General features: G+C 71.5%; 25 protein-coding genes and 1 pseudogene. 14 read left to right on the top strand and 12 right to left on the bottom strand.

From position 1 onward, the window contains the following. Positions 1–56: 56 nt before the first annotated feature. The 3 genes from ACZ5SK_RS35095 to ACZ5SK_RS35085 all read right to left on the bottom strand — a co-directional run bounded on the left by ACZ5SK_RS35095 (position 57) and on the right by ACZ5SK_RS35085 (position 3128). Positions 57–548, bottom strand: coding sequence for an NUDIX hydrolase (locus ACZ5SK_RS35095; protein WP_334582999.1), 492 nt, complete (start codon positions 546–548; stop codon positions 57–59). Beyond that, positions 545–2083, bottom strand: coding sequence for an ATP-dependent DNA ligase (locus ACZ5SK_RS35090; RefSeq protein ID WP_334582998.1), 1539 nt, complete (start codon positions 2081–2083; stop codon positions 545–547). The genes ACZ5SK_RS35095 and ACZ5SK_RS35090 overlap by 4 nt, the downstream gene beginning before the upstream one ends. Before the next feature lie 103 nt (positions 2084–2186). Continuing rightward, on the bottom strand, positions 2187–3128 hold the full coding sequence (locus ACZ5SK_RS35085) for an NAD(P)/FAD-dependent oxidoreductase (RefSeq protein WP_334582997.1): 942 nt from the start codon (positions 3126–3128) through the stop codon (positions 2187–2189). Positions 3129–3207: 79 nt separating this feature from the next. On the opposite strand from ACZ5SK_RS35085, the gene ACZ5SK_RS35080 reads away from it, so the two are divergent. The 6 genes from ACZ5SK_RS35080 (at position 3208) to ACZ5SK_RS35055 (ending at position 8515) form a co-directional block, all read left to right on the top strand. Then, positions 3208–3780: a helix-turn-helix domain-containing protein gene (locus ACZ5SK_RS35080; RefSeq protein WP_334582996.1), complete on the top strand. Its 573-nt coding sequence runs from the start codon at positions 3208–3210 to the stop codon at positions 3778–3780. 113 nt (positions 3781–3893) lie between these two features. Further along, positions 3894–4871 (top strand): NADPH:quinone oxidoreductase family protein, encoded by a 978-nt coding sequence (locus ACZ5SK_RS35075; protein WP_334582995.1) that lies wholly within the window; start codon positions 3894–3896, stop codon positions 4869–4871. Then, positions 4868–6052: an acyl-CoA dehydrogenase family protein gene (locus ACZ5SK_RS35070; RefSeq protein WP_457495538.1), complete on the top strand. Its 1185-nt coding sequence runs from the start codon at positions 4868–4870 to the stop codon at positions 6050–6052. Before ACZ5SK_RS35075 ends, ACZ5SK_RS35070 begins: the two co-directional genes overlap by 4 nt. Then, complete coding sequence (locus ACZ5SK_RS35065) at positions 6049–7131, top strand: acyl-CoA dehydrogenase family protein (protein ID WP_468418030.1); 1083 nt, start codon at positions 6049–6051, stop codon at positions 7129–7131. The genes ACZ5SK_RS35070 and ACZ5SK_RS35065 overlap by 4 nt, the downstream gene beginning before the upstream one ends. Before the next feature lie 171 nt (positions 7132–7302). Continuing rightward, a complete protein-coding gene (locus ACZ5SK_RS35060) occupies positions 7303–8163 on the top strand; it encodes a phosphatidylinositol-specific phospholipase C/glycerophosphodiester phosphodiesterase family protein (protein ID WP_361709006.1) in 861 nt (286 codons plus the stop codon). A 157-nt stretch (positions 8164–8320) separates the two neighbouring features. Further along, positions 8321–8515 carry a hypothetical protein gene (locus tag ACZ5SK_RS35055; RefSeq protein WP_319677462.1) on the top strand — a complete coding sequence of 65 codons (195 nt, stop codon included), beginning with the start codon at positions 8321–8323 and terminating at the stop codon, positions 8513–8515. 21 nt (positions 8516–8536) lie between these two features. Here the strand turns inward: ACZ5SK_RS35055 and ACZ5SK_RS35050 are convergent, their stop codons facing one another. The 5 genes from ACZ5SK_RS35050 to ACZ5SK_RS35030 all read right to left on the bottom strand — a co-directional run bounded on the left by ACZ5SK_RS35050 (position 8537) and on the right by ACZ5SK_RS35030 (position 16014). Next, entirely contained in the window at positions 8537–9766 is a 1230-nt protein-coding gene (locus tag ACZ5SK_RS35050; RefSeq protein WP_468418032.1) for a phosphodiester glycosidase family protein, read from the bottom strand. Positions 9767–9945: 179 nt separating this feature from the next. Next, the gene (locus ACZ5SK_RS35045; protein ID WP_468418034.1) at positions 9946–11142 is read right to left on the bottom strand and encodes an NUDIX domain-containing protein; all 1197 of its coding nucleotides are present in this window, start codon (positions 11140–11142) and stop codon (positions 9946–9948) included. A gap of 83 nt (positions 11143–11225) precedes the next feature. Then, entirely contained in the window at positions 11226–11675 is a 450-nt protein-coding gene (locus ACZ5SK_RS35040; RefSeq protein ID WP_079663780.1) for a carboxymuconolactone decarboxylase family protein, read from the bottom strand. A 93-nt stretch (positions 11676–11768) separates the two neighbouring features. Beyond that, complete coding sequence (locus ACZ5SK_RS35035) at positions 11769–13658, bottom strand: glycoside hydrolase family 97 protein (RefSeq protein ID WP_468158726.1); 1890 nt, start codon at positions 13656–13658, stop codon at positions 11769–11771. Between the two features lie 55 nt (positions 13659–13713). After that, positions 13714–16014 (bottom strand): glycosyl hydrolase family 95 catalytic domain-containing protein, encoded by a 2301-nt coding sequence (locus ACZ5SK_RS35030; RefSeq protein WP_334582988.1) that lies wholly within the window; start codon positions 16012–16014, stop codon positions 13714–13716. 184 nt (positions 16015–16198) lie between these two features. On the opposite strand from ACZ5SK_RS35030, the gene ACZ5SK_RS35025 reads away from it, so the two are divergent. Next, on the top strand, positions 16199–16855 hold the full coding sequence (locus tag ACZ5SK_RS35025; RefSeq protein WP_334582987.1) for a polysaccharide lyase family 7 protein: 657 nt from the start codon (positions 16199–16201) through the stop codon (positions 16853–16855). On the opposite strand, the pseudogene ACZ5SK_RS35020 reads toward ACZ5SK_RS35025, so the two are convergent. Continuing rightward, positions 16845–17176: pseudogene (locus tag ACZ5SK_RS35020) on the bottom strand (CoA-transferase); the annotation flags it as partial. The gene ACZ5SK_RS35025 and the pseudogene ACZ5SK_RS35020 sit on opposite strands and share 11 nt — an antisense overlap. Positions 17177–17401: 225 nt before the next feature. Between ACZ5SK_RS35020 and ACZ5SK_RS35015 the strand changes: the two are divergent. The 3 genes from ACZ5SK_RS35015 to ACZ5SK_RS35005 all read left to right on the top strand — a co-directional run bounded on the left by ACZ5SK_RS35015 (position 17402) and on the right by ACZ5SK_RS35005 (position 19437). Beyond that, a complete protein-coding gene (locus tag ACZ5SK_RS35015; protein WP_334582986.1) occupies positions 17402–18022 on the top strand; it encodes a TetR/AcrR family transcriptional regulator in 621 nt (206 codons plus the stop codon). Between the two features lie 475 nt (positions 18023–18497). Then, the gene (locus tag ACZ5SK_RS35010; protein WP_334582985.1) at positions 18498–19100 is read left to right on the top strand and encodes a hypothetical protein; all 603 of its coding nucleotides are present in this window, start codon (positions 18498–18500) and stop codon (positions 19098–19100) included. 145 nt (positions 19101–19245) lie between these two features. Further along, complete coding sequence (locus ACZ5SK_RS35005) at positions 19246–19437, top strand: hypothetical protein (protein WP_334582984.1); 192 nt, start codon at positions 19246–19248, stop codon at positions 19435–19437. Positions 19438–19518: 81 nt separating this feature from the next. On the opposite strand, the gene ACZ5SK_RS35000 is transcribed toward ACZ5SK_RS35005, so the two are convergent. Next, on the bottom strand, positions 19519–20103 hold the full coding sequence (locus tag ACZ5SK_RS35000; protein WP_334582983.1) for a TetR/AcrR family transcriptional regulator: 585 nt from the start codon (positions 20101–20103) through the stop codon (positions 19519–19521). 157 nt (positions 20104–20260) lie between these two features. Here ACZ5SK_RS35000 and ACZ5SK_RS34995 point away from each other — a divergent pair, with 157 nt between their 5' ends. The 3 genes from ACZ5SK_RS34995 to ACZ5SK_RS34985 all read left to right on the top strand — a co-directional run bounded on the left by ACZ5SK_RS34995 (position 20261) and on the right by ACZ5SK_RS34985 (position 23742). Further along, positions 20261–20734: a hypothetical protein gene (locus ACZ5SK_RS34995; protein ID WP_334582982.1), complete on the top strand. Its 474-nt coding sequence runs from the start codon at positions 20261–20263 to the stop codon at positions 20732–20734. 204 nt (positions 20735–20938) lie between these two features. Beyond that, positions 20939–23155 (top strand): ATP-binding SpoIIE family protein phosphatase, encoded by a 2217-nt coding sequence (locus tag ACZ5SK_RS34990; RefSeq protein WP_468576923.1) that lies wholly within the window; start codon positions 20939–20941, stop codon positions 23153–23155. 374 nt (positions 23156–23529) lie between these two features. Further along, positions 23530–23742 carry a hypothetical protein gene (locus tag ACZ5SK_RS34985; protein WP_334582980.1) on the top strand — a complete coding sequence of 71 codons (213 nt, stop codon included), beginning with the start codon at positions 23530–23532 and terminating at the stop codon, positions 23740–23742. Positions 23743–24114: 372 nt separating this feature from the next. Here ACZ5SK_RS34985 and ACZ5SK_RS34980 read toward each other — a convergent pair whose 3' ends face one another. Next, entirely contained in the window at positions 24115–24261 is a 147-nt protein-coding gene (locus ACZ5SK_RS34980) for a hypothetical protein (RefSeq protein WP_334582979.1), read from the bottom strand. 4 nt (positions 24262–24265) lie between these two features. On the opposite strand from ACZ5SK_RS34980, the gene ACZ5SK_RS34975 reads away from it, so the two are divergent. Next, complete coding sequence (locus ACZ5SK_RS34975; protein ID WP_334582978.1) at positions 24266–24595, top strand: hypothetical protein; 330 nt, start codon at positions 24266–24268, stop codon at positions 24593–24595. A gap of 474 nt (positions 24596–25069) precedes the next feature. Here the strand turns inward: ACZ5SK_RS34975 and ACZ5SK_RS34970 are convergent, their stop codons facing one another. After that, on the bottom strand, positions 25070–26014 hold the full coding sequence (locus ACZ5SK_RS34970; protein ID WP_334582977.1) for an AraC family transcriptional regulator: 945 nt from the start codon (positions 26012–26014) through the stop codon (positions 25070–25072). Positions 26015–26266: the final 252 nt, after the last annotated feature.

Here is a 26266-nt window from a genome sequence, read left to right as displayed (position 1 = left end):
GCCTGTGTCTCGACCTTCCCGCGCCGGACCCGAGGCCGCAACGCGTGCGCATCCGCTCAGGGCGAGTGCTCCGTCAGGCGGTCGAGAAACGCGGACTGCGCCGTGACGATCACCTCGTGGGCCCGGGCGAGACCGAACCAGGCGACCCGGTCCAGTTCCGGGAACTCCTGGAGGCGTCCGGATCTCGGCGGCCACTCCAGGGTGAACGTGCCGGGGACGATCGTCGCCGGGTCGAGGTCCGCCTCGACGGCCCACGCCGTGACGATCTTGCCGTTCTTCTGGCGGACCTCGCCGAGCGGTATCGCCTCCCCGTCGGGCGGGGGCAGCCCGAGCTCCTCCCGGAACTCGCGGCGGGCCGCCTCCCAGGCCGGTTCGCCGGGTTCGTACTCGCCCTTCGGGACGGTCCACGCCCCGGCGTCCTTCCTCGCGAAGTACGGGCCGCCCATATGGCCGAGCAGCACCTGAGGGCCGTCGTCCGTGCGCCGGAACAGCAGCAGGCCCGCGCTGCGCCTCGGCGCGGCGGGCGTCGCGGGTGTCGCGGGTGTCACGGGTGCACCTCCGGGTGCGCGGCGAGCAGGGTCTGCACGGTGTCCGCCTCCGCCGGGCGCTTGTCCTCGCGGTAGCGGACCACGCGGGCGAAACGGAGGGTGACGCCGGCCGGGTAGCGGGTGGAGCGCTGCAGACCGTCGTAGGCGATCTCGACGACGAGTTCGGGGCGTACGGTCACCACATGGCCGTCGTCCTCGACGGCGAGCTCCTTCAGGCGGTCGGTCTGCCAGGTGAGCATCGCGTCGGTCATGCCCTTGAACGTCTTGCCGAGCATGGCGAAGCCGCCGTCGGCGGTGCGGGCCCCGAGGTGCAGGTTGGAGAGCTTCCCGACGCGCCGCCCATGGCCCCACTCGGCGGCCAGCACCACCAGGTCGAGCGTGTGCACGGGCTTCACCTTCAGCCAGGACGCACCGCGCCGGCCCGCGCTGTAGGGCGCGTCGAGGGCCTTGACCACGACTCCCTCGTGGCCGCGCAGCAGCGTCTGGCTGGTGAACTCCTCCGCGGCCTCGGCGTCCTCGGGGCCGGACACGACCCTGCGGCGCACCCGCATCGGCTCGGGCACCAGCCGGGCCAGCTCCGCGTGCCGTTCGGCGAACGGCAGGTCGAGCAGGTCCCGGCCGTTCACGGACAGCGCGTCGAAGAAGACGGGGGAGACCGGGACCGCCTCGGCGGCCGTCGCCACGTCCACGCGGGAGCCGACGCGGCCGGCCGTCTCCTGGAAGGAACGGGGGCGTCCCGTCTCGTCGAGGGCGATGATCTCACCGTCCAGGATGAAACGCGACCCGGCCAACTCCCTTGCCGCGGCTGTCACTTCGGGCAGTCGGTCGGTGATGTCGTCCAGCGTGCGGGTGTAGAGGCGGATGTCGTCGCCGGCGCGGTGCACCTGGACGCGGATGCCGTCCAGCTTCTCCTCCACCGCGCAGACGCCGAGCTTGCCGACCGCCTCGGTGACGGAGGACGCGGTGTGCGCGAGCATGGGCAGGACCGGGCGACCGACGGTGAGCCGGAACGTCTCCAGGGTCGGCGGCCCGTCCGCGAGCAGCGCCTGCGCCACCGTCTGCAGGGAGCCCGCCAGCATCACCGCCCGCCGTACGTCAGCCGGCGGCGCGCCGGTCGCCTGCGCCAGACCCTCCACGGCTACGGCGTCCAGCGCGCCCTGCCGGACCTCGCCGGTGATGAGGCCCAGCAGGAAGCGCTGCTCGTCCGCGGTGGCCGCGCCCATCAACGCGCCGACCAGCCGCGCCCGTTCGGCCTGCGACCCGGGGCCCGACACCGTGCCGAGCTCGGTGAGGAGGGCGTCCACCTCGCGCACGGTCAGGGTCGGCGCCCCGGCCGGGGCGACCGGTTGGCTCAGCACCTTCCAGCCGACGCCCAGGCGGCCCTGGGGGAGCCGCCCGGCGAGGTAGGGGATGACGATCGGCACGTCCTCCGCCTCCGCGTCCCGGAAGAGTTCGGCGAGCAGGGCGATCTTGCGGGAGCGCGCCGAGGTGGCGGCGACCTCCCGGGACACGTCGGCGAGCCGGGTCAGCAGCATGCAGCCATGGTGCGGCGCGCTCCGCTGTTTTACCCGCCGAGGAACGGGGTCGTTTTTTCGTTCGCGGGCGTGTCGTGGCCGCTCGCGCCGTTCCCCGCGCCCCTTAGGGTGCTGCGTCCAGGTCGGCCATCAGCAGCTCCCCGTTGATCGCGGCTCCGGTTCGGTAGCCGCGGCTCGCGGCGTTCACGACCTGCTCGGCGAAGCCCGAGACGTTGCCCGCCGCCCACAGTCCGGGGACGGTCGTCAGGCCCCGTCCGTCGACCACGGGGTACGTCCCGAAGGGGGTTTCGGCGGTCTCGGCGCCCAGCCGGGTCAGCAGGTCGGTCTGCGGGACCGCCCGGGGCGCGACGAACAGCACCTCCCGGTCGTACACCCGGCCGTCCGTGAGCCGGACCCCGGTGAGCCGGTCGTCCTCGACGACCGGCTCGGCCACCTCGCCGGGGACGACGTGCACGCCGGCCGCGGCCAGCCTGCGCAGGTCCGCCTCGGTCAGCTCCTCCTCGGCGACCGTGTGCAGGAAGAGGGTCACGTCCTTCGACCACTGGGTCACCATCAGCGCCTGGTGGACGCTCATCGGGGTCGTGGCGAGCACCCCGAAGGCCTGGTCGCGGACCTCCCAGCCGTGGCAGTACGGGCAGTGGAGCACGTCCCGGCCGAAGCGCTCGGCGAGACCCGCGACCGGCGGCAGCTCGTCCTTCAGTCCGGTCGCGACGACGAGCTGCCGGGCGTGCACGGTCCGGCCTCCCCCCGGAAGGGCGCCCTCGGCGAGCCGTACGGCGAAGTCCTCGCCCCTGACGGCGTCCACCACCCGGTCGTGGATCAGCTCGACGCCGTACCGCGCGATCTCCGCACGGCCGGCGGCGAGGAACTCGGCGGGCGGCATCCCGTCCCGCGACAGATAGCCCTGCAGGTGCGCGGCGGGCGCGTTGCGCGGCTCGCCCGCGTCGACGACCAGCGTCCGGCGCCGGGCCCGGCCCAGGACGAGCGCGGCGGACAGGCCGGCCGCGCCGCCGCCGACGACGATCACTTCGTACTTCTCGGTCATGGTGACCACCTCCGCCGTCACGCTCGCCGGACAGGTGCGGGATTGACAAACCTCTTTGCCGGTTCCGCAATATGGAGGCATGACTACCGATGACGTTCTCGCGGAGGTCGGGCCGAGGCTCAGACGGATCCGGAAGGAGCGGGAGGTGACCCTCGCGGCGCTGTCCGAGTCGACCGGGATCTCCGTCAGCACCCTCTCCCGGCTGGAGTCGGGGCTGCGCAAACCCAGCCTGGAGCTGCTGCTGCCGATCGCGCAGGCCCACCAGGTGCCGTTGGACGAGTTGGTCGGCGCGCCGCCGGTGGGCGACCCCCGGGTGCGCGCCAAGCCGCTCGTACGGCACGGGCGCACCTTCTGGCCGCTGTCCCGGCAGCCCGGCGGACTGCAGGCCTTCAAGGTGCTGGTGCCCCAGGGCGAGGAGCAGCCGGAGCCGCGCACCCACGAGGGCTACGAATGGCTGTATGTGATGTCCGGGCGGCTGCGGGTGGTGCTCGGCGAGCACGACGTGGTGATGACGGCGGGAGAGGCCGCCGAGTTCGACACGCGCGTGCCGCACTGGTTCGGATCGACGGGGGAGGGTCCGGCCGAGTTCCTGAGCCTGTTCGGGCCGCAGGGTGAGCGGATGCATGTGCGTGCCAGGCCCCGGCAGGGGTGACGGAGGCGACTCTTGCGCCGTCGGCTGTTCCCTCCCGGCAAGCGACCGCTTAGTATGCGATCGACCCCGGCGGAACACGCCGGTCGGACGACGCAGTCCCGTGGAGGCTCCGCATGCAGGCATGGCAGGTGCACGAGAACGGCGAGCCGAGCGAGGTGATGCGGCTGACGGAGGTGGAGCGGCCCACGCCCGGCGAGGGCCAGGTCCTGCTCAGGGTGCGTGCCGCGAACATCAACTTCCCGGACGTGCTGATGGCCCGGGGCCACTACCAGGTGCGGCCCCCGCTGCCGTTCACCCCGGGCGTGGAGATCTGCGGCGAGACCGAGGACGGCCGCCGCGTCATCGCCAACCCGGCCCTGCCGCACGGCGGTTTCGCCGAGTACGCCGTCGCCGACGCGGCCGCCCTGCTGCCCGCGCCCGAGTCGCTGGACGACGCCGAGGCCGCCGCGCTGCACATCGGCTACCAGACGGGCTGGTTCGGCCTGCACCGCAGGGCGCGCCTGGAGGCGGGCGAGACCGTGCTCGTCCACGCTGCCGCGGGAGGGGTCGGCAGCGCGGCCGTACAGCTCGCGAAGGCGGCGGGCGCGCGGGTCATCGGCGTCGTGGGCGGGGCCGGCAAGGCGGCCGTCGCCCGCGAGCTGGGCTGCGACGTGGTCATCGACCGGCGGGCCGAGGACGTCGTCGGCGCGGTGAAGGAGGCCACCGGCGGCCGGGGCGCGGACGTGATCTACGACCCCGTCGGCGGCGACGCCTACACCCAGTCCGCGAAGGTCGTCGCCTTCGAGGGCCGGATCGTGGTCGTCGGCTTCGCGAGCGGGACCATTCCGAGCCCCGCACTGAACCACGCCCTCGTGAAGAACTACGCGATCCTCGGCCTGCACTGGGGCCTGTACAACACCAAGAACCCCAAGCTGGTCCAGCACTGCCACGAACAGCTCACCGAGCTGGCCGCCCGGGGCGCGATCGCGCCGCTGGTCAGCGAGCGCGTGCCGCTCGAAGAGGCCGCGGCCGCCGTGCAGCGGGTCGCCGACGGCGTCACCACCGGCCGTGTCGCCGTGCTGCCCACGCTGCGGAACGGAGCCGCCGCATGACCGTCGACGCAGCCGAACTCCAGCGCCGCACAGCCGAGTTGCTGGCCGCGCACCCGCCCGGGACCACGGACCGGCTCGACTTCCTGAGGGCCCGATTCGACGCGGGGCTCGCCTGGGTCCACTACCCGCAGGGCCTCGGCGGCCTCGGCGCGCCCCGCTCCCTCCAGGCCGTCGTGGACGCCGAACTGGAGGCCGCCGGCGCCCCCGACAACGACCCGCGCCGCATCGGCATCGGCCTCGGCATGGCCGCGCCGACGATCCTGAAGTACGGCACCGAGGAGCAGAAGCAGCGCTTCCTCAAGCCGCTGTGGACGGGCGAGGAGGTCTGGTGCCAGCTCTTCAGCGAGCCCGGCGCCGGCTCCGACCTGGCCGCGCTCGGCACCCGGGCCGTACGGGAAGGCGACGAGTGGGTCGTCAACGGGCAGAAGGTGTGGACGTCCAGCGCCCACCTGGCCCGCTGGGCCATCCTCATCGCCCGCACCGACCCGGACGTGCCCAAGCATGCGGGCATCACCTACTTCCTCTGCGACATGACCGACCCGGGCGTCGAGGTCCGGCCCCTGCGCCAGATCACCGGTGAGGCCGAGTTCAACGAGGTCTTCCTCACCGGCGTCCGCATCCCCGACTCCCGCCGGCTCGGCGAGGTCGGCGACGGCTGGCGGGTCGCGCAGACCACGCTCAACAACGAACGCGTCGCCATCGGCGGCATGCGCCTGCCCCGCGAGGGCGGCATGATCGGCCCCGTCTCCAGGACCTGGCGCGAGCGCCCCGAGCTGCGCACCCACGATCTGCACCAGCGGCTGCTGAAGCTGTGGGTGGAGGCCGAGGCCGCCCGCCTCACCGCCGAACGCCTGCGCCAGCAGCTCGCCCTGGGCCAGCCCGGCCCCGAGGGCGCCGGCATGAAACTCGCCTTCGCCCGGCTCAACCAGGAGATCAGCGGCCTGGAGGTGGAACTCCGCGGCGAGGAAGGCCTGTTGTACGACGACTGGACGATGCGCCGCCCGGAGCTCGTGGACTTCACCGGCCGGGACGCCGGGTACCGCTACCTGCGCTCCAAGGGCAACAGCATCGAGGGCGGGACCAGCGAGGTCCTGCTGAACATCGTCGCCGAACGCGTCCTGGGCCTGCCGTCCGAGCCGCGCACCGACAAGGACGTCGCCTGGAAGGACCTGTCCCGATGAGCGCACAGCCGGATCTCCTCTACTCCGAGGAGGAAGAGGCGCTGCGGTCCGCCGTCCGGGACCTGCTCGCCGACCACTGCGACGCGCCGGGCGTCATCGCCCGCACCGAGTCCGACATCCCGCACGACCTGACGGCCTTCAAGGCGCTCGGCGAGGGCATGGGCCTCGCGGGCCTGCTGGTGCCCGAGGAGCTGGGCGGCCAGGGCGCCACGCATCGCGAAGTCGCCGTCGTACTGGAGGAGTTGGGCCGCGCGGTCGCCCCGGTGCCGTATCTGACCAGTGCCGTGGTCGCCACGGAGGCCCTGCTGGCCGTCGGCGACGAGGAACTGCTCGGCCGGCTGGCGTCCGGGCGGACCGTCGGCGCCCTGGCGGTCGCACTGCACACCGCCCCGGGCGCGCCCTTCAAGGCGGTGCACGTCGAAGGAGGCTTCCTCCAGGGGGAGTTGACCGGCATCGCGGACGCCGCCGCGGCCGACGTGCTGCTCGTGCCGGCCGACGACGGCGGGCTGTACGCCGTGGACGCGCAGGCCGTGACCGTCACCCCGCAGGTCGCCTTCGACCTGACCCGCCCCCTCGCGACGGTCACCCTCGCCGACGCCCCCGGCCGTCGCCTCGGCGACGCCGAACCCGCCGTACGCCGCGCCCTGCGGGCCGGAGCCGGGCTGCTCGCCTCCGAGCAACTCGGGCTGGCCGACTGGACGTTGACCGAGACCGTGCGCTACCTCAAGGAGCGCAAACAGTTCAACCGGCCGGTCGGCGGCTTCCAGGCGCTCAAGCACCGGCTCGCCCAGCTGTGGCTGGAGGTCGTCAACCTGCGCGCCGCCGCCCGGGGCGCGGCCGACGCCCTCGCCACCGGCCAGGACGTCGACATCGCGGTGGCCGTCGCCCAGGCCTACGCGGCAGGGGTCGCCGTGCACGCCGCCGAGGAGGCGCTGCAACTGCACGCCGGGATCGGCATGACCTGGGAGCACCCGATCCACCTGTACCTCAAGCGGGCCAAGGCCGACTCGATCGCCTACGGCACGGCCGGCGCCCACCGTCAGGCGCTGGCCGCACTGGTCGATCTGCAGGCCCCCTGACCGTCACCCGGTGAAGCCCGCCCCACCTGGGGCGGGCTTTTTCGTGCGCCTGCGCGGAAGGAGTGAACACACGACGGCGGTCCGGCCAACTCCTGGCAGGTACAGGTTCCTTGGCGCTCGGACCGACTCATACTCCCTGTGGCTCGGACCCGCCCCACAGGGAGGAACAGCATGGCCCTCATCACCCGCCGCAGAGCTCTCACCGGCTTCGGCGCCACCCTCGCCGCAGTGCTCGCTCCGCCGGCCGGCAGCGCGTTCGCCGAGGGACAGCACCACGGCCCCCGGCCGTTGTGGCGCGCCCACGCCCACAACGACTACGAGCACCCCCGCCCCCTCTTCGACGCGCTCGACCACCGCTTCGGCAGCGTCGAGGCCGACATCTTCCTCGTCGACGGCGAACTCCTCATCGCCCACTCGGCGGACGAACTCGACCCGACCCGCACCCTGGAGTCCCTCTACCTCGCCCCGCTCGCCGCCCGTGTGAAGGCCAACCACGGTTCGGTGTACCGGGGTTACCGGCAGCCGCTGCAACTGCTCATCGACATCAAGACCGAGGGCTCCTCCACCTACCTCGCCCTGGACGAGCAGCTCTTGCGCTACCGGCGGCTGTTCACGACGTACGCGCACGGCCGCATCCACTCCGGCCCGGTCACCGCCGTCATCTCCGGCGACCGCGCGGCCCGTACGCCCATGGAGGCGCAGACCGTCCGCCGGGCCTTCTACGACGGCCGGCTCACCGACCTCGGCGCCTCCGAGGCGTCGTTCGCCTCGCTGATCAGCGACAACTGGACCCTCAACTTCACCTGGCTCGGCGTCGGCGCCTTCCCCGCAGCGGAACGGCAGAAGCTGCGCGGGATCGTCGACGCGGCCCATGCGCGCGGGCAGAAGGTGCGGTTCTGGGCCACGCCCGACCTCGCCGGCCCCGCCCGGGACGCGCTGTGGACGGAACTCCTCGCCGCCGGCGTCGACTACCTCAACACCGACGACCTGGCAGGCCTGGAGAGCTTCCTCGACGCCCACCGGACGGCATAGCGCCACGGCTTCGCCGCCACCCGTCCGCCACCACCCGCTGACACCGCTCGTCGACACCACCCGTTCGGCGGACAGGGCTCCCGCCCGGACGAACCCTCCGTTACGCCACACTTGCGGCCGAACGCCGTGAAAGCGGACGTGGCGGAGGAGGTTGACGGTGGCCATTTCGATTTCCGCGGTGCTGTTGCTGCTGCTCCTGGCGGTGATCTTCCTGCGCAACGGCGGACTGAAGATCTCGCACGCGCTGGTCTGCCTGCTGCTCGGGTTCTTCCTGGCCGGCACCAGCGTGGCTCCCACCATCCACAGTGGCCTCACGGCGACGGCCGACATCGTCGGCAGCCTTCGACCGTGAGGCCCTGCGGGGCCACCGGGGTTACTTGGTGAAGACGCCGATGCCGTTCGCCACCGGGCGCTCATAGCCGTCGGACGGGTGGTTGCGGACCGTCACCCTGCTCGCCCCGGCCGGGCGGGCCACCAGGGTCGACGAGCCGCCGCCGTCCAGGCTGAAGCCCTCGGTCGCACCGAGGCTCTTCAGGGCCGTGGCGACCTCGGCGATGGTCAGGCCCTTGCGGTAGGCGACGGCGCCGTCCAGCGCGAACAGCAGCACGCGCTTCCCGCCGTTGCCGATGCCGAGGGCCGTCCGCACGGCCGAGACCGAGGTGTTCAGACCGGACAGCGGCTTCCCGCCCGCGAGGACCGGGTAGCCGCCGACGGCGAAGCCGTACGCCGACTGCGACGCGGACGACAGCCCGTACCGCACCGCCACCCGCTGGCCCTTGACGAGCTTCTTCAGGCGCTGCGCGCCCGCCTCCCGCCCGACCAGGACCGTGGTGCCGGCCGCGATGGTCCCGCTGCCGGGCGTGGCCGACGTCGAAGCGACCCGGCCCTTCTTGAGCACCACCTCGTAGGTGCTGGTGCTGCACTCCGCGGCCCGTTCGGTGTCCGTGCCGCAGGTGGCCCGCTTGCGCGAGACGCTGCCCCAGTCCGAGGTGTACGCGCCGACGGAGTTCTCCGGCAACGCGTACTGGTTGAGGCCGCCCAGCGGCAGCCGCCGCCCCAGGGTGCTGAACGTCCCGTTGAGGGACAGGCTGTCGATGCGGGCCCTGCCGTCGGCGCCGACGCCGACGACGGCCCTGGTGTTCGTGCCCGGCGGCAGGGCGGGCCCGAACCGCTGCGCGTTCGGGACCGCGCCCTTGAGCGCCCTCCCGTTCACGATCGCGGGACCCACGCTCGCCCCCGTCGCCGCGACGCCGGGGTGCTGCGTCTCGGAGATGTTGAAGAAGTCGCCGTTGATGCCGGCGACGGCCTTCTGGCTGTCGGCCAGCGAGGAGACGGCCGCACGGGCCGCGACCGCGCCCGGATACAACAGCCCCAGCCGCACATGGGTGTTGGTGAGGTCGACGCTGAGCACATGCACATGCGTCGTCCCGGCGGCCGCCGGCAGGTCGTACTGTCGGTACGCCACGCCCGCCGCCACGGTGGTCCAGGTCGCGGCCTCGGCCGGGATCGCCCCCGCGAAGGTCGCACCGGCCACGGTGCCGAGTCCGACGAGCAGCGTCAGCGGCTTTCGGTGTACCCCGGACCCTTTCTGATGTGGTGTCACAGACCCCCCCTGGGTAGTTCGGTTCGGGCCGCAACTCTCTCACGACCTGCGGGAACACCCGCCAAGAGGGTGGGGGCGATGCCACGGGAACGGGTGAGAAAACGCACGAATGCGGGTGTCCCCGCCCCCCGTTCCGCAGCGCCGCCCCACCGCGTGTGCTATCGCGTGTCCGACAGGCTTCAGGCGTACGGGGTGAAGTGGGCCGGGGGGTGGTCGATCGGGAGGTTCGGGCGCCAGGCGGTGAGGGACTGGGCGCTGCATACGAACAGGGACGGCGGCAGGTGGTCCAGGGAGTACCAGCGCCAGTCGCCGACGCGCTCGCCTGGCTGGTCGGCCGGCTCGCCCGTCCAGTCGGTGACGACGGCGCCGACCGTCATCCGCACCACACCGTCGACCCGGTCGAGGAGCGTGCCCAGCAGGCGCACGTCCGACGGGTCCGCCCGCAGCCCGGTCTCCTCGCGCAGTTCCCGCACGACCGTCTCCCGGAGCGACTCCCCGGGTTCCACCGTGCCGCCCGGCAGCTCCCAGGTGCCCCGGCGGTGGCGGCCCAGGAGCAGTCCGCGGGGGCCGTACAGGATGGCGCCGACGCCGAGGGCCGCGTGCGCGACGGGCGGGAGGTTCGTGCGGGGGCGGGCGCGGACACGCAGCGGGCGCCGGGCCCGGAAGACGCGGTAGGAGGCGCGGTTGGCCGGGTCGGGCGCCGTCACCGGCACGACGTCCTCGACGTGCAGCCCGTGCTCGGTGAGCAGTTCCTCCCACACCTCGGCGGCGGGCACCCACATGCGGACCGCTCTCTCGCCGCCGCCCGCGAACCGCAGCGTCTCCGGCCGGGCGACGAGGTCCGAAGTGGGCCCGTCTCCCCGGGAGTTGGTGTGCAGCACGGAGAAGCACAGGGTTCCGCCCGGGGCGAGCGCGGTCGCCAGGGCGGGGAGCAGCCGTCGCGGGTCGATGAACGGGACGGCGTTGACGGAGTAGACGACGTCGTAGGGCCGCGCGGCCCGCAGGTGTGCGACGGCGTCGGCGTGGCAGAGCCGTAGCCCGGGCAGGGAGCCGTACCGGGCCCGGGCGCGTGCGATCTGGCCCGGCGCGGAGTCGACCGCGTCGACGATCGCCCCGTGCGCGCGCACGAGCCGGGCGGCGTGCCGGGCCGTGCCGCAGCCGAGGTCCAGGACGCGCCGGCCCGTCAGCTCCCCGAGGAACGCCTCGTCCGGCCCCGAGTCCGGGAACCCCCAGTCGATCCGCTCCGCCTCCGGCAGGACCGTCCCGCGCTCCAGATGGTGTGCGGCGTAGGCCTGCCAGGCGTCGGCGTTGACCGACTCCGGCCCGTCGCCGAGGGCGTCGTCGGCGGTGTCGTCCAGGGAGTGGGGGCGGGGCATGGGCGGGGCCTCCGGGGTGGGCGGTCGGTCGGTGCTCGTCGGCCGGGTGATTCTTACCGGCCCGGCGCCCCGGGATGCATGGCTCAGTGCACGGGATGCCTGCTGAGGATCGACACCCGGTTGAAGGCGTTGATGGTGACGGCCACCCAGATCACCGCCGAGAGCTGGTCGTCGGTGAGGACCTGTCGGGCGTCGGCGTACGCGGCCTCCTGTGCGGCGGCGTCGGACGGCACGGTGGTCGCCTCCGCCAGCGCCAGGGCCGCGCGCTCCGGGGGAGTGAAGAGGTCGGTGTCCCGCCAGGCGGCGAGGACGCCGAGCCGGCGGGTGTCCTCCCCCGCCCGCAGGGCGGCCCTGGTGTGCACGTCCAGGCAGAACGCGCAGCCGTTGAGCTGGGAGACGCGCAGGTTGACCAGTTCCACGAGGGTGCGTTCCAGACCGGCGTCGGCGGCGGTCGCCCGCACGGCCTCGGACGTCTGGACCAGGGCGTGGTAGGCCTTGGGGCTCTGCTTGTCTATGAAGATCCGTCGAGTCACAGTTGAATATCAAACCACTCATGGGGCGGGGTGTCCGCCCGACCCGGGCGGCGGCTGCCATGGCGAGCCGTTCGCCCGGGAGGGGCGTGGTGCTCAGCGGTAACAGGTGGTGAGGCCGGGCCGCCAGGGGCAGGCGAGGGCGGCGAAGCCACCGTTGCCCACGACGTCGACGTCGAGTGTGTCGCCGCCGCGCAGCACGCGACGGTCCTGGACGAGGCCGTCGGCGCCGTCCCGGATCGTCTCGACCAGCCACCGTCCGGAGCCGAGGGACAGCGGCACCTGCGCGGTGTGGGCCGCGCCCGCGAACACCCCGCCGAGGAACCAGCGGTCGCCGCTGCGCCGGGCCAGTACGGCCTGCTGCCCCGGCTGTCCGGCGAGCAGCCGGGTGTCGTCCCAGGCGGCGGGGACCTGGTCGAGGAAGCCCCGGGCGAGCGGCCGTACGTCGTAGGACTCCGGGGTGCCCGCGAACATCTGCAGCCCCGACTCGTAGACGACGGTGAGCCCGACCTCGGCCGCGTCGGAGTTGGGGCGCAGGCCGACCCGCTGGAAGGCGCCGGGGGTGAAGTCCATGGAGCCGATGACGTTGCGGGTGAAGGGCAGGGTGGTGAGGTGGGCGACGGTGTTGGTGCGTTTCTCCTCGCCGCCGACGCCCTCCAGGGTCATCACCTGCGGCCAGGTGCGCTGGATGCCCTTGGGGATCGTGGAGCCGTGGAAGTCGACCATGAGGTGGTGGGCGGCCGTCTCCGGGAGGATCGTGTCGTACCACTGGAGCATGGACTGCGCCTCGGAGTTCATGAAGTCGATCTTGACGCCCTTGACGCCCCACCGTTCCAGGGTGGGCAGCCACTGGGCGCGTTCCTCGGGCGTGTCGAGGTCGCGCTGGTGGATCCAGACGACGATCCCGACGCCCTTGGCGCGGGCGTACTCGACGAGTTCGGGCATCCAGCTGGTGGTCTGCCAGTCGGGATCGGTGACGTCCCACTCGTCCTTCTTGAAGTACCAGCCCGAGTCGACGGCCTCGTAGGGCCAGCCCCGTTCGGCCGCGTAGTCGACGTACGCCTTCTGTGCCGCGAGGCTCTGACCGGCCGGACGGCCGCCGGCCAGCCAGGTCCACAGCACGGTGCCCGGCCGGATCCAGGAGGGGTGGGCGACCTTGGAGGCGGGGGCGAGGTCGTCGGTGAACGTGGACCGGGTGACGGTGGCGAGGTCGCCGGTGACCATGGCCCGCCACGGTGTGGCGAGGGGCCCGCCGGTGCGGACCCGGTCGTCGGCCAGCCGGATCCGGTACGCGCCGGCGCCCTGGGTGTGGGCGAGCCGGGCGCCCGAGTAGGCGCCGGTGAGGTCGGACTCGGCGAGCAGGGTGTAGCCGCCGGGCGTGGCGAAGAGCGCCTGGTCGGAGTAGTCGTTGGTGGGGGCGCTCGCGGCGGTGTACGGGGCGAACTGGCCCTCGTTGTCGACCCGGTAGGTGCTCAGCCAGGCGCTCGCGTCCGACGGCAGGTTGAACGCGGAGGTCTCGCCGAGCACGTCGCCGTACCCGGCGGGCAGGACGTACCGGTAGGCGATGCCGTCGGCGGAGGCGCGCACCACGAGGTCGAGGCGGGCGCCGGCGGCGGTGGCGAACGACAGCCGGGTCTCGTTCATCCGGACCGTGCGGTCCAGGCGTTTGCCGGACCTGGCCCGGTACCGCTCGTCGACCCGCTTGTCCTTGCGGTGCAGGAAGCGCAGCCCCTGGGACAGGTCGGCCTGTTCGGTGACGATGCCGACGGGCGACGGCTCGATGACGGTACGGCCGTCGCGGGACACCGCGAGGCTCAGTGTGCCGGTGGTGGCGTCCAGGGAAATCCGCGCGCGGGGTGCGTGCGCAGCCGCGGAGACGGCCCAGACGTGGTCCTGCTGCTCGGCCCGTGCGGGCCCGGTCGTGAGGAGTGCGGCCACCAGTCCGGCGCAGAGCGCGGCGACCGCCGTTCTGATCGGAACAGCCATGAGAACCCTCCCTGTCGATGAGGTGGGGCGGAGTGTGCAGCGTGTTCGCCGGTCTCTACGGCAGTCCCCAGGCCGGACCCGGTTCGCTGACGGCGACGGGCTTGACGACGAGGTCGGGCCGGGAGCCCGAGTGGACGAGCACCTCGCGGCCCTTGGGCAGGTCGATGGCGAGGGTGCCGTCGGCCAGGGCGTGGGTGCGGGCCGGGCTGCCGTCGTCGAGGAGCACGGTGAGGGCGCCGGTGAGGCCGTGCCGGAGCTTGAGCGGCTCGCCGGCCAGGCTCCTGATCCGGATGAACCGGGTCCTGCCCGCCTTGCGGACGGCGCTGACCAGGAACGCGCCCTGGGTGCGGAAGTCGTGCAGGGTGACGTCCGCCCAGTCGGACGGGACGGCAGGGAAGACGCGGATCACGCCGCCCCAGCTCTGGCAGAACATGTCGTGCAGGGACTGCGAGGCGGACAGCGGGGTCTCGATGACCGGACCGGCCTCGGTGTAGTGCGTGTTGGCCTGGCAGGGGTAGCGGGTGGTGGTGTCGAAGAACTTCCGCAGATAGCCGATCGCGGTGTCGCCGTCGCCGGTCATCGCGTAAAGGGAGGCGGCGCCGGTGTAGCTGTAGCCGCGGTGCGCGCCGGTCAGCGCGTGCCAGCGCACGACGGACCTGGTGATCAGGTCGCGGCTCTCGGGCTGGTCCCAGTTGACCAGGTACAGCGGGTACACCATCAGCAGGTGCGAGTAGTGCCGGTGGGACTGCGCGTACGGGGTGTCGGCGCCGATCATGAAGCCGTTGTCGTCGACCGGGTACGGCGTGAGCCTGGCCAGCACATCCCGCCAGCGGGGGATCAACTCCTCGTCGACGCCCAGCAGTTCGGCGGACTCGATGAGGGTCTGACAGCCCCAGCGGATGAGCGCCAGGTCGTAGTTGGTGTCCTGCGGGGGCACGACGGGGTACTCGGGCGAGAGCGTGCTCGGCAGATGCAGCCTGCCGTCGCTGCCCGGGGTGAGGAAGTGCAGGTAGTAGGCGATCGCCCGGCGCAGCACCGGGTGGATCGTGTCGCGCAGCAAGGAGGTGTCCATGGAGTGCCGGTAGGACAGCCACACGTTGTGCAGCGCCCAGGTGAGGTCGCCGGTCTCGGCGCCGGTGCCCGGGCGGCCCACCTCCCGGTTGCCGAACATGTCGGAGCTGCGGCCGATGCCGGAGCTGTCCGCGCGGTAGGCGGTGGGCACGTTGGCGATCAGCTGTTCCTGGTTCTGCCGCAGGGTACTGGCGAGCGAGTCGAGTTCGGGGTGGTTGGAGCCGTGGATGAGCCAGTACTCCAGCTGGACGTTGAGGTTCCACCACACCGCGGGCCACGGGGTGGGCTCCAGCCAGGGTCCGGAGGTGGCCATGACGGGGCCGCCCGCGCGGCTGGCGGAGGCGACCTTGTAGAGCTGGATCCAGTGGAAGCTCTGCAGCCGCCGGTCGGGGAACGACACGAAGCTCTTCGGGTAGAACGCGTGCCACCAGCTGGTGTGACGTCGCCGGAGGGCGCTGTACGACGCGGCGCGCCGCAGGTTGCGCAGCGAGTCGGCCTCGGCGGCGGTGTCGGAGGGGAAGCTGTGCCCGACGCTGACGAGGAGGTCGTCGCCGGTGCGGCGGTACGCGGTGGCGGTCTGCCCGCCGCCGCTGAGCGGCTGGAGCACCTGCTCGGTGCCGTCGGCGGCGGTCCGGGTGGTCCAGGCGGGATTGGCGGTGTAGTCGGTGGGCGGGGCCTCCTGGATCTTCCGGGGGCTGATGGCCTCCTCGGGGTGGAAGGTCCAGGTGACCCGTTCGCCGCCGCCGGCCGTGACCCGGGCGGCCAGGACCTCGTCGTGAATGAGGGCGGAGAGGGTGAGGGTGCCGGCGGTGGTGGTCACGGTGCCGGTGAGTTCGGCGTTCCACAGGCTCAGTCGCCAGTCGACGGCGGTGATGGTGCCGACCGGGTCGAGCGTGAGGTGTCCGACCGGCAGCCGGCAGGTGCCCCAGCCGCTGCCGAACTGCGGCCGGTGGTCCTGGACCCGGCCGTGCTGGACGGTGAAGCGGATCCGGTTGGCGCCCGGTTCCTGGTAGATCATGCTGCCGAGCAGCCCGTCGCCGAGGAACGGACCCTCGTACCAGCGGGTGGGCAGCCTGGTCCACAGCAGGTCCTGGTCGCGCAGGAACCTGCTCCAGGCGCCGTCGGTGGTCATGGTGGAGCTGAGCTTCCAGGGGCGTTTGCCGACTGCTGAGGACGGCTCGGCGTGGGCGGTCCCCGGCAGGGCTGTGACTGCCGCTCCGCCGAGCGCGGTGCCGAGTACGGCTCTGCGAGGCACGGGTAAGCGCTTCCCCGGTTGCGAGGTCATCATCGTCCTCCAGATCTGACAGGTCATCAGTACAGGGAATACATCGGGTGTATCGGGGACCGTAGGCAGGGGTTCAGGGACCTGTCAATGGTTCAAGTCCTTGACTCCTCCGATGTATTGAGGTTGCCTGCTGGTATGTACCTGGCATGTTCCTGACTTTCATCTGACCGGAAAGGAACACCCGATGAACCGGAGATCCGTCTTACGGGCCGGGGCCGGCCTGCTGGCCGGCGGCGCCACCGCGATGGCCGCACCGGCCGCCGATCCCACCGACGGCTGGACGCGGACCTCGTTCGCGTACAGCTGGCAGAAACCCTGGAACCTCGACCTCGCCGACCGGCACAGCTACAGCGGCGGCGTCCACCGCATGTGGGTGAACGCCACCGACGAGCCGTTCGAGGAGGGCAGCACCACCGACCCGCGCACCGAGATGCGCTGGAAGGTCGACTACCGGACCGGCGACCACATGTGGGACGCCGACGTCTACCTGCCGTCCGGCACCGACGGCGCGTCCTTCGTCCAGATCCTGCGCAGCGTCCACCCCTCGGGCACCCCGGCCACCGACATCATGCTCAACGTCTACGACACCGGCGGCGGCACCGTGCGGCGCTACGACGGCACGGTGCTCAAGACCGGTGCGTACGACACCTGGTTCAACGTGAAGATCGCCCACGGGGCGAGCGGCGGGACCGGGACCGTCAAGGTCTACTTCGACGACTCCCTCGTCCTGACGGTCGCCGACCGGGGACCGGCCACCCGCTACTTCAAGAACGGCGTCTACGACCACGGTTCGGGCCGCGCCGAGGCCCGCTTCCGCAACCTCGCCTACTGGACCCGCTGAGCGGGAGCGTGCACTTCTCGACGATCTCGGGCGAACCGTCTTGGCCGGATGCGTGGTCAGGACGATGACACGCCGGGCTCCGGCGACGAGGTCCATCGCCCGGCCCATCCCCAAGACCATGGCCCCCGGGATGCTCCAGCTCGCGAGACCTCCCGAGGCCGACACCTGCATCGCACCGAGGATCGACACGTCGACGTGCCCACTCCGGATCATCCCGAAGGAGCTGACCGAGTCGAAGATGCTCGCCCCGGGCGGTGCGGTCACGGTCTCCTTTCCCGCGTTGACGAGATCCGCGTCCTCGTCGCCCTCGTACGGGAAGGGCCGATGTGCCCGTGCGGCGGGCCGAGCGCGATGACGGTCTCGCGCACCAACCAGCCGATCCGCATGCCCTTCGCCGCTTCCGGCTCTGCTGGTGTCTCCGCGGTCGGCGCTGGATGACCTGGATCCACGTGCCGGCGTGGGGTCGGGCCCTCTGAGACGGTATGTATCGAATACGCTGTGAGTCGGCGCGTCTCACAAGCTGCCGTGCGAGAAAGAGGTGTTCCGATGCCCCGGACCAACGACGACCCCCGCGCCCTGCGCAGCCGCGCCGCCGCCCTGGCCGCCGCCACCGAACTCCTCGTCGAAGGCGGCCCCGAGAACGTCACTCACGCCACCGTCGCCCGACGTGCCGGAATCGGCCGCGCCACCGTCTACCGGCACTGGCCCGACCAGCAGACCCTCCTCATCGACGCACTCGCCAACGACGTCCGCCCCCTGCTCACCTTCGACGACACCCCTGTCCGCGACCAGCTGATGGCTCAGATGGACCAGATGACCCATCGGTTCAACCAGCCAAGCGCTGTGTCGGTCCTCGCCACGGTCATCCAGCGGGCCGAGCGGGACGAGGATGCGCGGCGCATCCGTGAGGAGATCTTCGGCCGGGCCGACGAGGGCTTCGCCCGCGCGCTGGCTGCCGCCGTCGAACGCGGTGAACTCCGCCCCGGCGTCCAGGAGCACGCCGCAGATCTCATCGCCCGCATAGTTGGGCCGCTGCTCTTCCAGCGCTTCCTGCTCGGCGTGCACCTCGACAAGGAGTTGGTGGTCAGCCTGGTCGACGCCGCGCTCGCGCCCTGGCTCCCCACCGCATGCGCGCCCGACGGTACGACGCACTCCGCCACCCCGTAGATACGGCCGAGGTCGGCGGGAAGCGGCGCGGCAGCTACCGGACGCACCGGGACGGGGGGCTGTCCCCGGGTCTACGGCGGCGTAGCACAGCGCGTTGGTGACCGGACCGCCCCGACGCTGTCACCGCCGCACTTGGCGCCCGGGAATCATCCGCGTTGCCGGCAAGAGCGTGCGCGTCTTCGTACCGGCCGACGGCAGTCCGGGTGGGAGAAGCCGGTTCCGCGACCGCGTCGGCGAGTTCAACGGCCGCTGTATCTGGTGCTGACGCGGCTCCCCATGGCTCCCCATGGCTCCCCATGGCTCCCCATGACGGCCTGCCGGCGCCCCGGCGCACTGATACCGCCCTCAGCTACCGCCCTCAGCGCAGACTGCGAGGCAAAGTGACTCACAGATTTCTGAGACAGGTTGACTCACAATCCCTCTCCGATACATACTGTCTCACAGATGCCAGTACGGGATGCCAAGGAGGCACCACATGTTCATGAACGAGAACGCCGTCGCCCTCCGCTTCGCCGACCGCGCCACCGCCTACCAGGCCCTCAGCGACCTCAAGCACCTCACGTCCGCCACCGTCGAGGTCCGCGGCGCCGTCCTGATCGAGCGCTTGGAGGACGGCACGGTCCGCGTTCCGGAGGGGCTGGAGACCGAGGCCGGACGCCACACCGCCGTGGGCGGACTGGTCGGCTCGCTCGTCGGCATCCTCGGCGGTCCCCTCGGTGTACTGACGGGCTGGGGCATCGGCGCGGCGATTGGCAGCGGCTACGACTACAAGCGCGCCGAGGAAGCCACAGGCGCCGTCACCCTCTTCACCCAGCACATGCCGCCCGGCGGCACCCTGATCCTCGCCGAGGTCCGGGAGTCCGACCCACAGCCCCTGGACCTGTTGGCCATGCGCTACGACGCCGTCCTGGAACGCCGTCCGTCGGACTCGGTGCGCACCGAACTCAAGGCCATGGAGGAGGCCGCCGACCACATCCGCAAGGAGGAGGCGAAGGAGAGGCGCGACCGCAAGCGCGCTGAGACCGAGCAGAAGATCAAGGGCGGCGTTGCGCAGCTGAAGCAGAAGATCACCGGCTAGCCGGCTCCACGAGCGCGGGGCCATACCCCTGACCGGGGGACACCGCCCGGCGGATCACCGCGCACGTCCGACCCGCGGCCGCAGCCGGGGTGGAGGCCGTCCGGCCGGCTCCGAGGCGGCGGAGATCCTGTTCCCGCCGGCGCCGATGGTCGCGCCCCGCTGGGCCGCCGCCGGTACGATCCTCACCCAGATCGCCGACCGGGTCCCCTACGTGCGGATGTACGCCGAGGACGAGGCCCACACCCTCGGCAAGGGTCTTGCCTTCGGGAAGCCGGGCATCGCGTCCTTCGACCTCTCCGACGGCGGCTGCGTCTTCTCGCCGAAGCCGACGGCGTGACCCGGCGCTCGGCTCCGCACAACGTAAACGCCCATTCTCCGGCCTGGGCGCTGATACGTGCCGGAGATGCCTGCCGGCCTGTCAGTTTCTCGGTAGCCAGGGGGCCAGCGCGGCGTCGATCTCGCCCGCGACGGTGTCCTCGTCCAGCCGTTCGCCGAGCATGGAGCGGCGGAAGAACAAGGGGCCGACGATGCGGGCCACGAGTTGCTTGGCGTGTACCTCGACGCCGGGGCGGAGTTCGCCGCGTCGGGCGGCGGCGCCGAGTGCGTCCGTGAAGTTCTGGTCGACGCGACTGAACATGTCCTCGCGGATGCGCCGTGCGTTCTCGTCGCGCTCGGCTCGTTCGACGACGGCGGCCATGACGGCCGCGGTGGCCGGTTGGTTGAACCAGTCGGCCTGCCGTTGGAGCTGTGCCTTCAGTTGGTCGAGGACGGGGGTGTCGGCGAAGGCGAACAGCGGGCGGACGCCGGCCGCGAGTGCGTCGATGAGGAGGGTCTGCTGGTCGGGCCAGTGCCGGTAGACGGTGGCGCGGCCGATTCCGGCCCGTCGGGCGACGGTGGCGTGGGTGACGTGTTCGGGGCCGCCTTCGACGAGCAGTTCGGTGGCGGCGGTGAGCGCGGCGGCGCGGCTGCGCAGGGCGCGGGGGTCGTCGTTGGTCCGGGGCATCGGGGCACCTCTTCCCATGAAATCTCCGAGACGGTTTGACTCATAAATCTCTTCGATACATACTGTCTCACAGATGGCCGGGTGCCCACCCGGCCGATCGAGCACCGTCAGTCGCAGGTCCGCCATGGGTCTGCCGCAGGCCCCGAGGAGACGGCTCATGCCCATGAACGAGAACGTCATCGCTCTTCGCTTCACCGACCGAACCGCGGCGCACCAGGCGCTCAGCGGTCTCAAGCACCTCAGTGCGGCCAACGCCGAGGTCCATGGCGCCGTACTGATCGAGCGCCTTCAGGACGGCGCGGTACGCCTCACCGAGGGAGTGGGCAGTGCGGCGGGGCGGAACGCGTCGGACGACGCCTGCATCGCACAGGCCCCGCCCGGCGGCGCGGTCGTCCTGGCCGAGGTCGGCGAAGCCGGCACCGACACCCTGGACATGCTGGCGCTCTGGTACGGCGCAGTCCTGAAGCGCCTTCCGGCCGACTCCGTGCATGGTGGGCTGCACGCGGTTGAAGGGGGCACAGGTGGAATGGGGAAGGCGGAAGCGACGGGCCGGCACGGCGGCGGGCGCGCCGAAGCCGCGAACAAGTCCGCGGGCGGCGTCGCGGTGCTGAGGCGGATGAGCGCCGCGTAGCCGGCCCCTGCTCCGCATGTGAGTGCGGGCCTGGTGCGGGCTGCCGGGTGGTCGCCGACCGTGACCGCAGGGCGTTGGTGATCGTGGCCCGCGGCGGGGTCCGCGGGCAGATGAGCAACAGCGTCTTGCGGAGGTGGCGACTCCCTTGAGGGCGCATACCATCTGTGAGTGTATGGGCGGATTTCCTGGTGAGCGGGAGTCGAGGTGACCGCTGACGATGCCGGCCCCGACGACCGCGCAGAGGAGCAGCCTCTGCCGGTGGCGTCCGGCTGCCCGGTGACCTGGGACGAAGGGGGGCCGGGGGAGGGAGCGCCGGGCAAGGAGACCATGGAGATGCTGGGCCTGGTGCTTCAGCAGGCGACGACGTGCCTGGGAGCCCTGGTGTACCGGTGGGACCCCAATGCCGGTCGGCTGCGCCTGGCGTCGGTCAGCGGGATCGACCCGGCAAGTGCCGAACCGTGGGCAGATCTGCATGCCGAGCAGGACGTGGCGCCGGTGCGGGCGGTGCGGGGCGGCGACTTCTTCTGGGTGGCCGGGGACAGCCTGGGCGTCGGGGCGACCGGCACGGCGGCGGTGCCACTCCCGGGGGTCGACGGGCCGGTCGGAGTGCTGTCTGTACTCACGGCGGAGGCTGCTGAACCCAGTGAGGTACAACGGTCCTTCCTGCGCGCGGTGGCGGGGTGGGCTGCTGGGCGCCTGGGCGGCGGGCCAGGCATGCCGCCGGGGGCGGGCCCGGTGGCCGGGGCCGATCGCCCCGTCCGTATGGGTGAGCTGACCGCAGCGCTGGCCGAGGCCGTCACCTCACAGGACGTGGCGGAGGTGTTCGCCAAGCATGTCCTGGCTCCGTTCGGAGCCGACGGGCTGATGTTCACCGTGCTGGAGGGCGGGCGGGGCCATGTGGTCGCCAGCATCGGCTACCCACCGGAATTCCTCCAAGCGGTCAGCGACTTGCCGGCCTCCGCCAGTGCCCCGGTCCTCGACACAGTGCGCATCCGTGTCCCCCGGTTCGTCGAATCGGGTGCGGAGTTCTTGCACCGATATCCGACGATGAGGGGCTTGTGGGAGCTGGCGCCGAAGGAGGCCTGGGCGTTCCTGCCCCTGATGGCGTCCGGACGCGTCTTGGGCATGTGCGCGGTGTCTTTCACTCATCCACGTTCCTTCGGCGACGGGGAGCGCACCTTGCTGACGGCTCTCGGTGGTCTGGTCGGGCAGGCGCTGGAGCGGGCCCGTCTGTACGACGTGGAGCACGCCCGTGCCCAGGAACTGCAGCGCGGTCTGCTGCCCAGGATGCTGCCCCGCCTGCCTGCCGTCAGCGCCGCCGCCCGCTACCTGCCCGCGGGAAGGGACGAAGATGTGGGCGGTGACTGGTACGACTTGATCCCGCTGTCCGCCGACCGGGTCGCCCTGGTGATCGGGGACGTCATGGGGCACGGCATCACCGAAGCGGCCACCATGGGCCGTCTGCGCACCGCCGTACGCACCCTCGCCGACCTCGAAATGTCTCCTGACGAACTTTTCATCCGTCTCAACGACCTCGTCAGCGACCTCGGCGAGGACTACTACGCCACCTGCCTGTACGCCGTCTTCGACCCCGTCGCGGGTAGGTGCGCCTATTCCCTGGCCGGTCACCTCCCGCCCGTCGTCGTCCACCCCGACGGCACCGTCCACATACCCGACGTGATCCCGGACCCGCCGCTGGGCGTCGCTGAACCGCCGTTCGACACTCACCAGTTGGACCTGCCCGACGAGAGCCTCCTCGTCCTGTGCACCGACGGCCTCGTCGAATCGTCCACCCGGGATGTTGACCAAGGACTGGCTCAACTCCGGCACATCGTGTCCCAGGCCGCTGCCCACACCGCGTACTTCGACCCCGCCGACCAGGACAGCGACGTTCGGCGCTTGGAAGATCTGTGCGACACCGTCGTCTCGGCTCTGCTGCCCGACCCCGGGCTGACACATGACGACGCCGGCCTGCTCATCGTCCACACCCGGTGCACCGCTGCCGGTGATGTCGCCTCCTGCAGTCTCCCGGATGACCCCCAGGCGGCCGGACAGGCCCGCGCATACGTGCGCGAACACCTCGACGCGTGGGGCTTGGAGGACCTTGTACCCGCCACGGAGCTGCTGGTGAGCGAGCTGGTCGGTAACGTCGTCCGGCACGCCAAGGGCCCCATCAGCCTGCGCCTGATGCGCAGCCACTCACTGACCTGCGAGGTTTACGACAGCAGCCTCACGACCCCTCGCATGCGCCGTGCGACCTACACGGACGAAGGCGGACGCGGCTTGCAACTCGTCGCGGCGCTGTCCCAGCGCTGGGGCGCCCGGTATCTCGACGACGGCAAATGCATCTGGACGGAGCAGGACATCCCGCACGGGGATGCCTCCAGTGAGCCTGGCCCAGTACATGCCGCGGCGGTATGACTGACGACGGCGGTGTGACTGACGACGGCGGATGAAGAGCCTGGCGGCGATGATCTGGCTGTAACAGTCGATGTTCTCCGCGGTGGGCTCGATGCCGGCGTGGGGCAGCAGGGTGGGCATGGCGGGGGCGAGGACGGTGCCGACGGCGCGTTTCGCGGCTGTCCATCAAAGCGCCACCTCCCACGCCGTGGAGCGACGCCCGGGAACTGCGGGTACTGCGGGCCTCTGCCGGAGCCGTTGCTCAACCTGCGGATTCTGGTCCGCCGGACCGTGCTGTTCGGCGTGCTGGGCGGGGGCTTGGCCGCCGACGGCGAGTAGGCTCAGGCCGATGTACATCAGCAGCCGGGGGCCGGTCCGCTGGCTTGCTGGTCCTGATGCTCGCGCACGACACGGTCGGGAAGATCATCCTCGGTGCCGTGATTTTTGATCTCGGGCGCGGTTTCTCGACAGGAGCCATGCCGAACCTGGTCGCCGCCCTTGTGTTCGTCACCCTGGTGATCGGTGCGATCTTCCTTCGCGCACGCGACGGCGATGCGGCCGAGAAGCCGGCCGCGGCAGCCGCCCAGGAATCCGCTCTCCCCGTGTGAGGCCACTTGCTCGGCCGTGACGGTCACCAGGCTGACCGCCCGGCAGGGCCCTTTTCCAGAGATGACAAGCCGCACGCGACGCACAGCGTGTGATCGCACTGCTGCTGATGCCCCTGGCAGTCGCCGCTACGAGCCGAGTCGAGGGCTCCGCCTCGGTCGGGCCGGACACGCGAGCTCCGTCCTGCCGTGGGGAGTTGGCCGTCCGCTGACGGGACGGCCGTCCTGAGACCCTCCCCGCCGAGCAATCGGCCGGCCTCGGACAGGCCGACGGCTGCAACCGATACGGCCTCGGCCACCTGTCGGTCGTCGGGCAACAGGCGGGCGGACGGTGACGCGGACCGGTCTGATGTTTCAGCTCTGTCCCGGTGCAGGTCAGCCGCGCACCGAGGTGATCTCGCTCGCGACCACGGACGGCCAGCGGGTCAGGATTCGCAGGACACGCGTGTGCAGGTCGCCGATATGGTCCCGGACTCGTGTCGCGGCGGCATCGCCGTCGCGGCGTTCGATGAACTCGTTCACCAACATGCCCAAGGAACTGGAGGAGGCGGCGATCGTGGACGGCTGCGGGCAGTTCCGCATCTTCTGGCGGATCCGCTTTCTGCACACCGTCACCGGCCGGGAACTCCTCGCGGAGAAGCGCCCGTACACCTGGTACCCGGGACCCCGGGTGCACGCACCGCGTGGCGATGGCGCCTACCGCCTGGAGCAGCACTTCGAGGCACACGAGGGGGAGCGGATCTTCGGCCTGGGCCAGCACCTGCACGGCCGGCTGGACCAGAAGGGCCTGGTCACCGAATTCGAGACCGGTGTCTGTCAGTCGAATGTCGGGAAGCCGACGGCAACAGTTCCGTGAAGGCGGTCCGCAGGTCGAGCCGGGCGAGCCGCGTAGTCGCTGGGGTCGCGATGTGCGGCGGCGTAGCGCAGACGCACGGTCGCGTCGGCCGGTATGGTCGCGTCGCCGACGCTCACCGGCGCGGTCGCCGGCGGCGACAGTGGCTTGCGCGGCCAGTGAACTCCGCACCGGGATCGTTGACCATCACGGCCGCGCCTTCCGCGGCCGGCGCCAAGGCGTGCGCTCTGCCTGTGCAGCGGCCTCCGCGCGTGACGATCGCGACCTTGCCGTTCAGGATGGCCAATTGCCTCTCACTCTCCTTCTCGGCGGCGGGGGCGCGACAGTTGCTTCCACCGCCGCCGCCCGTCACCGGGTCGATCGATGGCGGCCGCTCGAATCCGGACATCCGTGAAAAGGGTTTGTCAAGGGCTGGTCGCCCAGGGCTGAGCACCGTCCGGGAGTCCGATGGAAACTGTCCGTACCAGGTCAAGCCTGTCAAGGCTGCTTCCGATACCGGCCTGGAGCCGTGCCGTGCGCTCTCTTGAAGGCGTTGGCGAACGCGAACTCCGAGGTGTAGCCGACGTTGTTGGCCACGGTGGCAAGTGGGGCGTCGGATTCACGGAGGAGCCTGGCGGCGATGGTCATGCGCCACCAGGTCAGGTAGCTCAACGGCGGCTGGCCGAGCAGCGTGGTGAACCGCCGGGCCAGGGCGGGCCGGGACAGTCCGGCGTGAGCGGCGAGTTCCTCGACGGTCCACTGCCGGGACGGATCGGCATGGATGGCCTGTAGCGCCGACGCTGTGGCGGGGTCGCGCAGTGCCGCGGCCCAGCCGGTCGTCCTGTGGTGGGTCGCCTGTGTGTCGTGCCAGGTGCGCAGAATGTAGAGCAGGAGCATGTCCAGCAGTGCGCGCACGATGACGTCGGCGCCTTCGCGTGGGTGTTCCAACTCGCCGTTCAGCAGCTCGATGGCGGAGCGTAGCTCGGGTAGGTGCCCCTGGCGTGCCGGAAGGTGGATGAGCTCTGGAAGTTCTTGGAGCAGAGGGTGGGGTCGGGACTCGTCCAGCAGATACGCGCCGCAGAGCATGACGGTGGGCGCGGCCGCCGTGTCCGTCGCGTTCCCCGGAACCGCGGCGTGGGGTTCGCTGCGCCTGATCGACACGCCGACCAGTGTGGGGACGGGTGCGTCCGCCATGGGTGTGGAGGGGTGGTCGGCAATCCCGACTTCGGAGCCGTGACGCAGGAATGCCACATCGCCGGAGTCGAGCGGGATCGGTGCGCCGTGCCGCGGGACCAGCCAGCACGTCCCCTGGAGTACGACCTGGAAGCCGGCTCCGGGGATGGTGGTGGGCAGGCGCCCGGCGAACGGGCCGTGGTGCTCGAAGCGGGCAGAGTGTGCGCGGCCGATGCGCATGGCCGCGATCACGTCGCTGAGCACATCCATGAGGGCAGCCTATTGCCCGCTGCGAGAGTTTGGCGCATGAAGTTGAGAGTTGTACTTATTGGGGGTCTCGCTCTCTTGGCATACCGTGGCCTCGTAGCGGATGATCAATGTCCGCACGGTCCTCACGGAGACAGGTATGACGACCGCGACCTGCGGCGCGAGTGGTTACATGGCCCACCCTCAGGCGGGGGTTTTCCACCTCCACGTACCTGCAGTCACCTGATGCTGTCGGACCCGTGTACGCCGCTTGAT

This window comes from Streptomyces sp. NPDC031474, assembly GCF_055581185.1.
The sequence above is the reverse complement of the archived record's forward strand: the minus strand, read 5'-3'. Positions and strand labels throughout refer to the sequence as shown.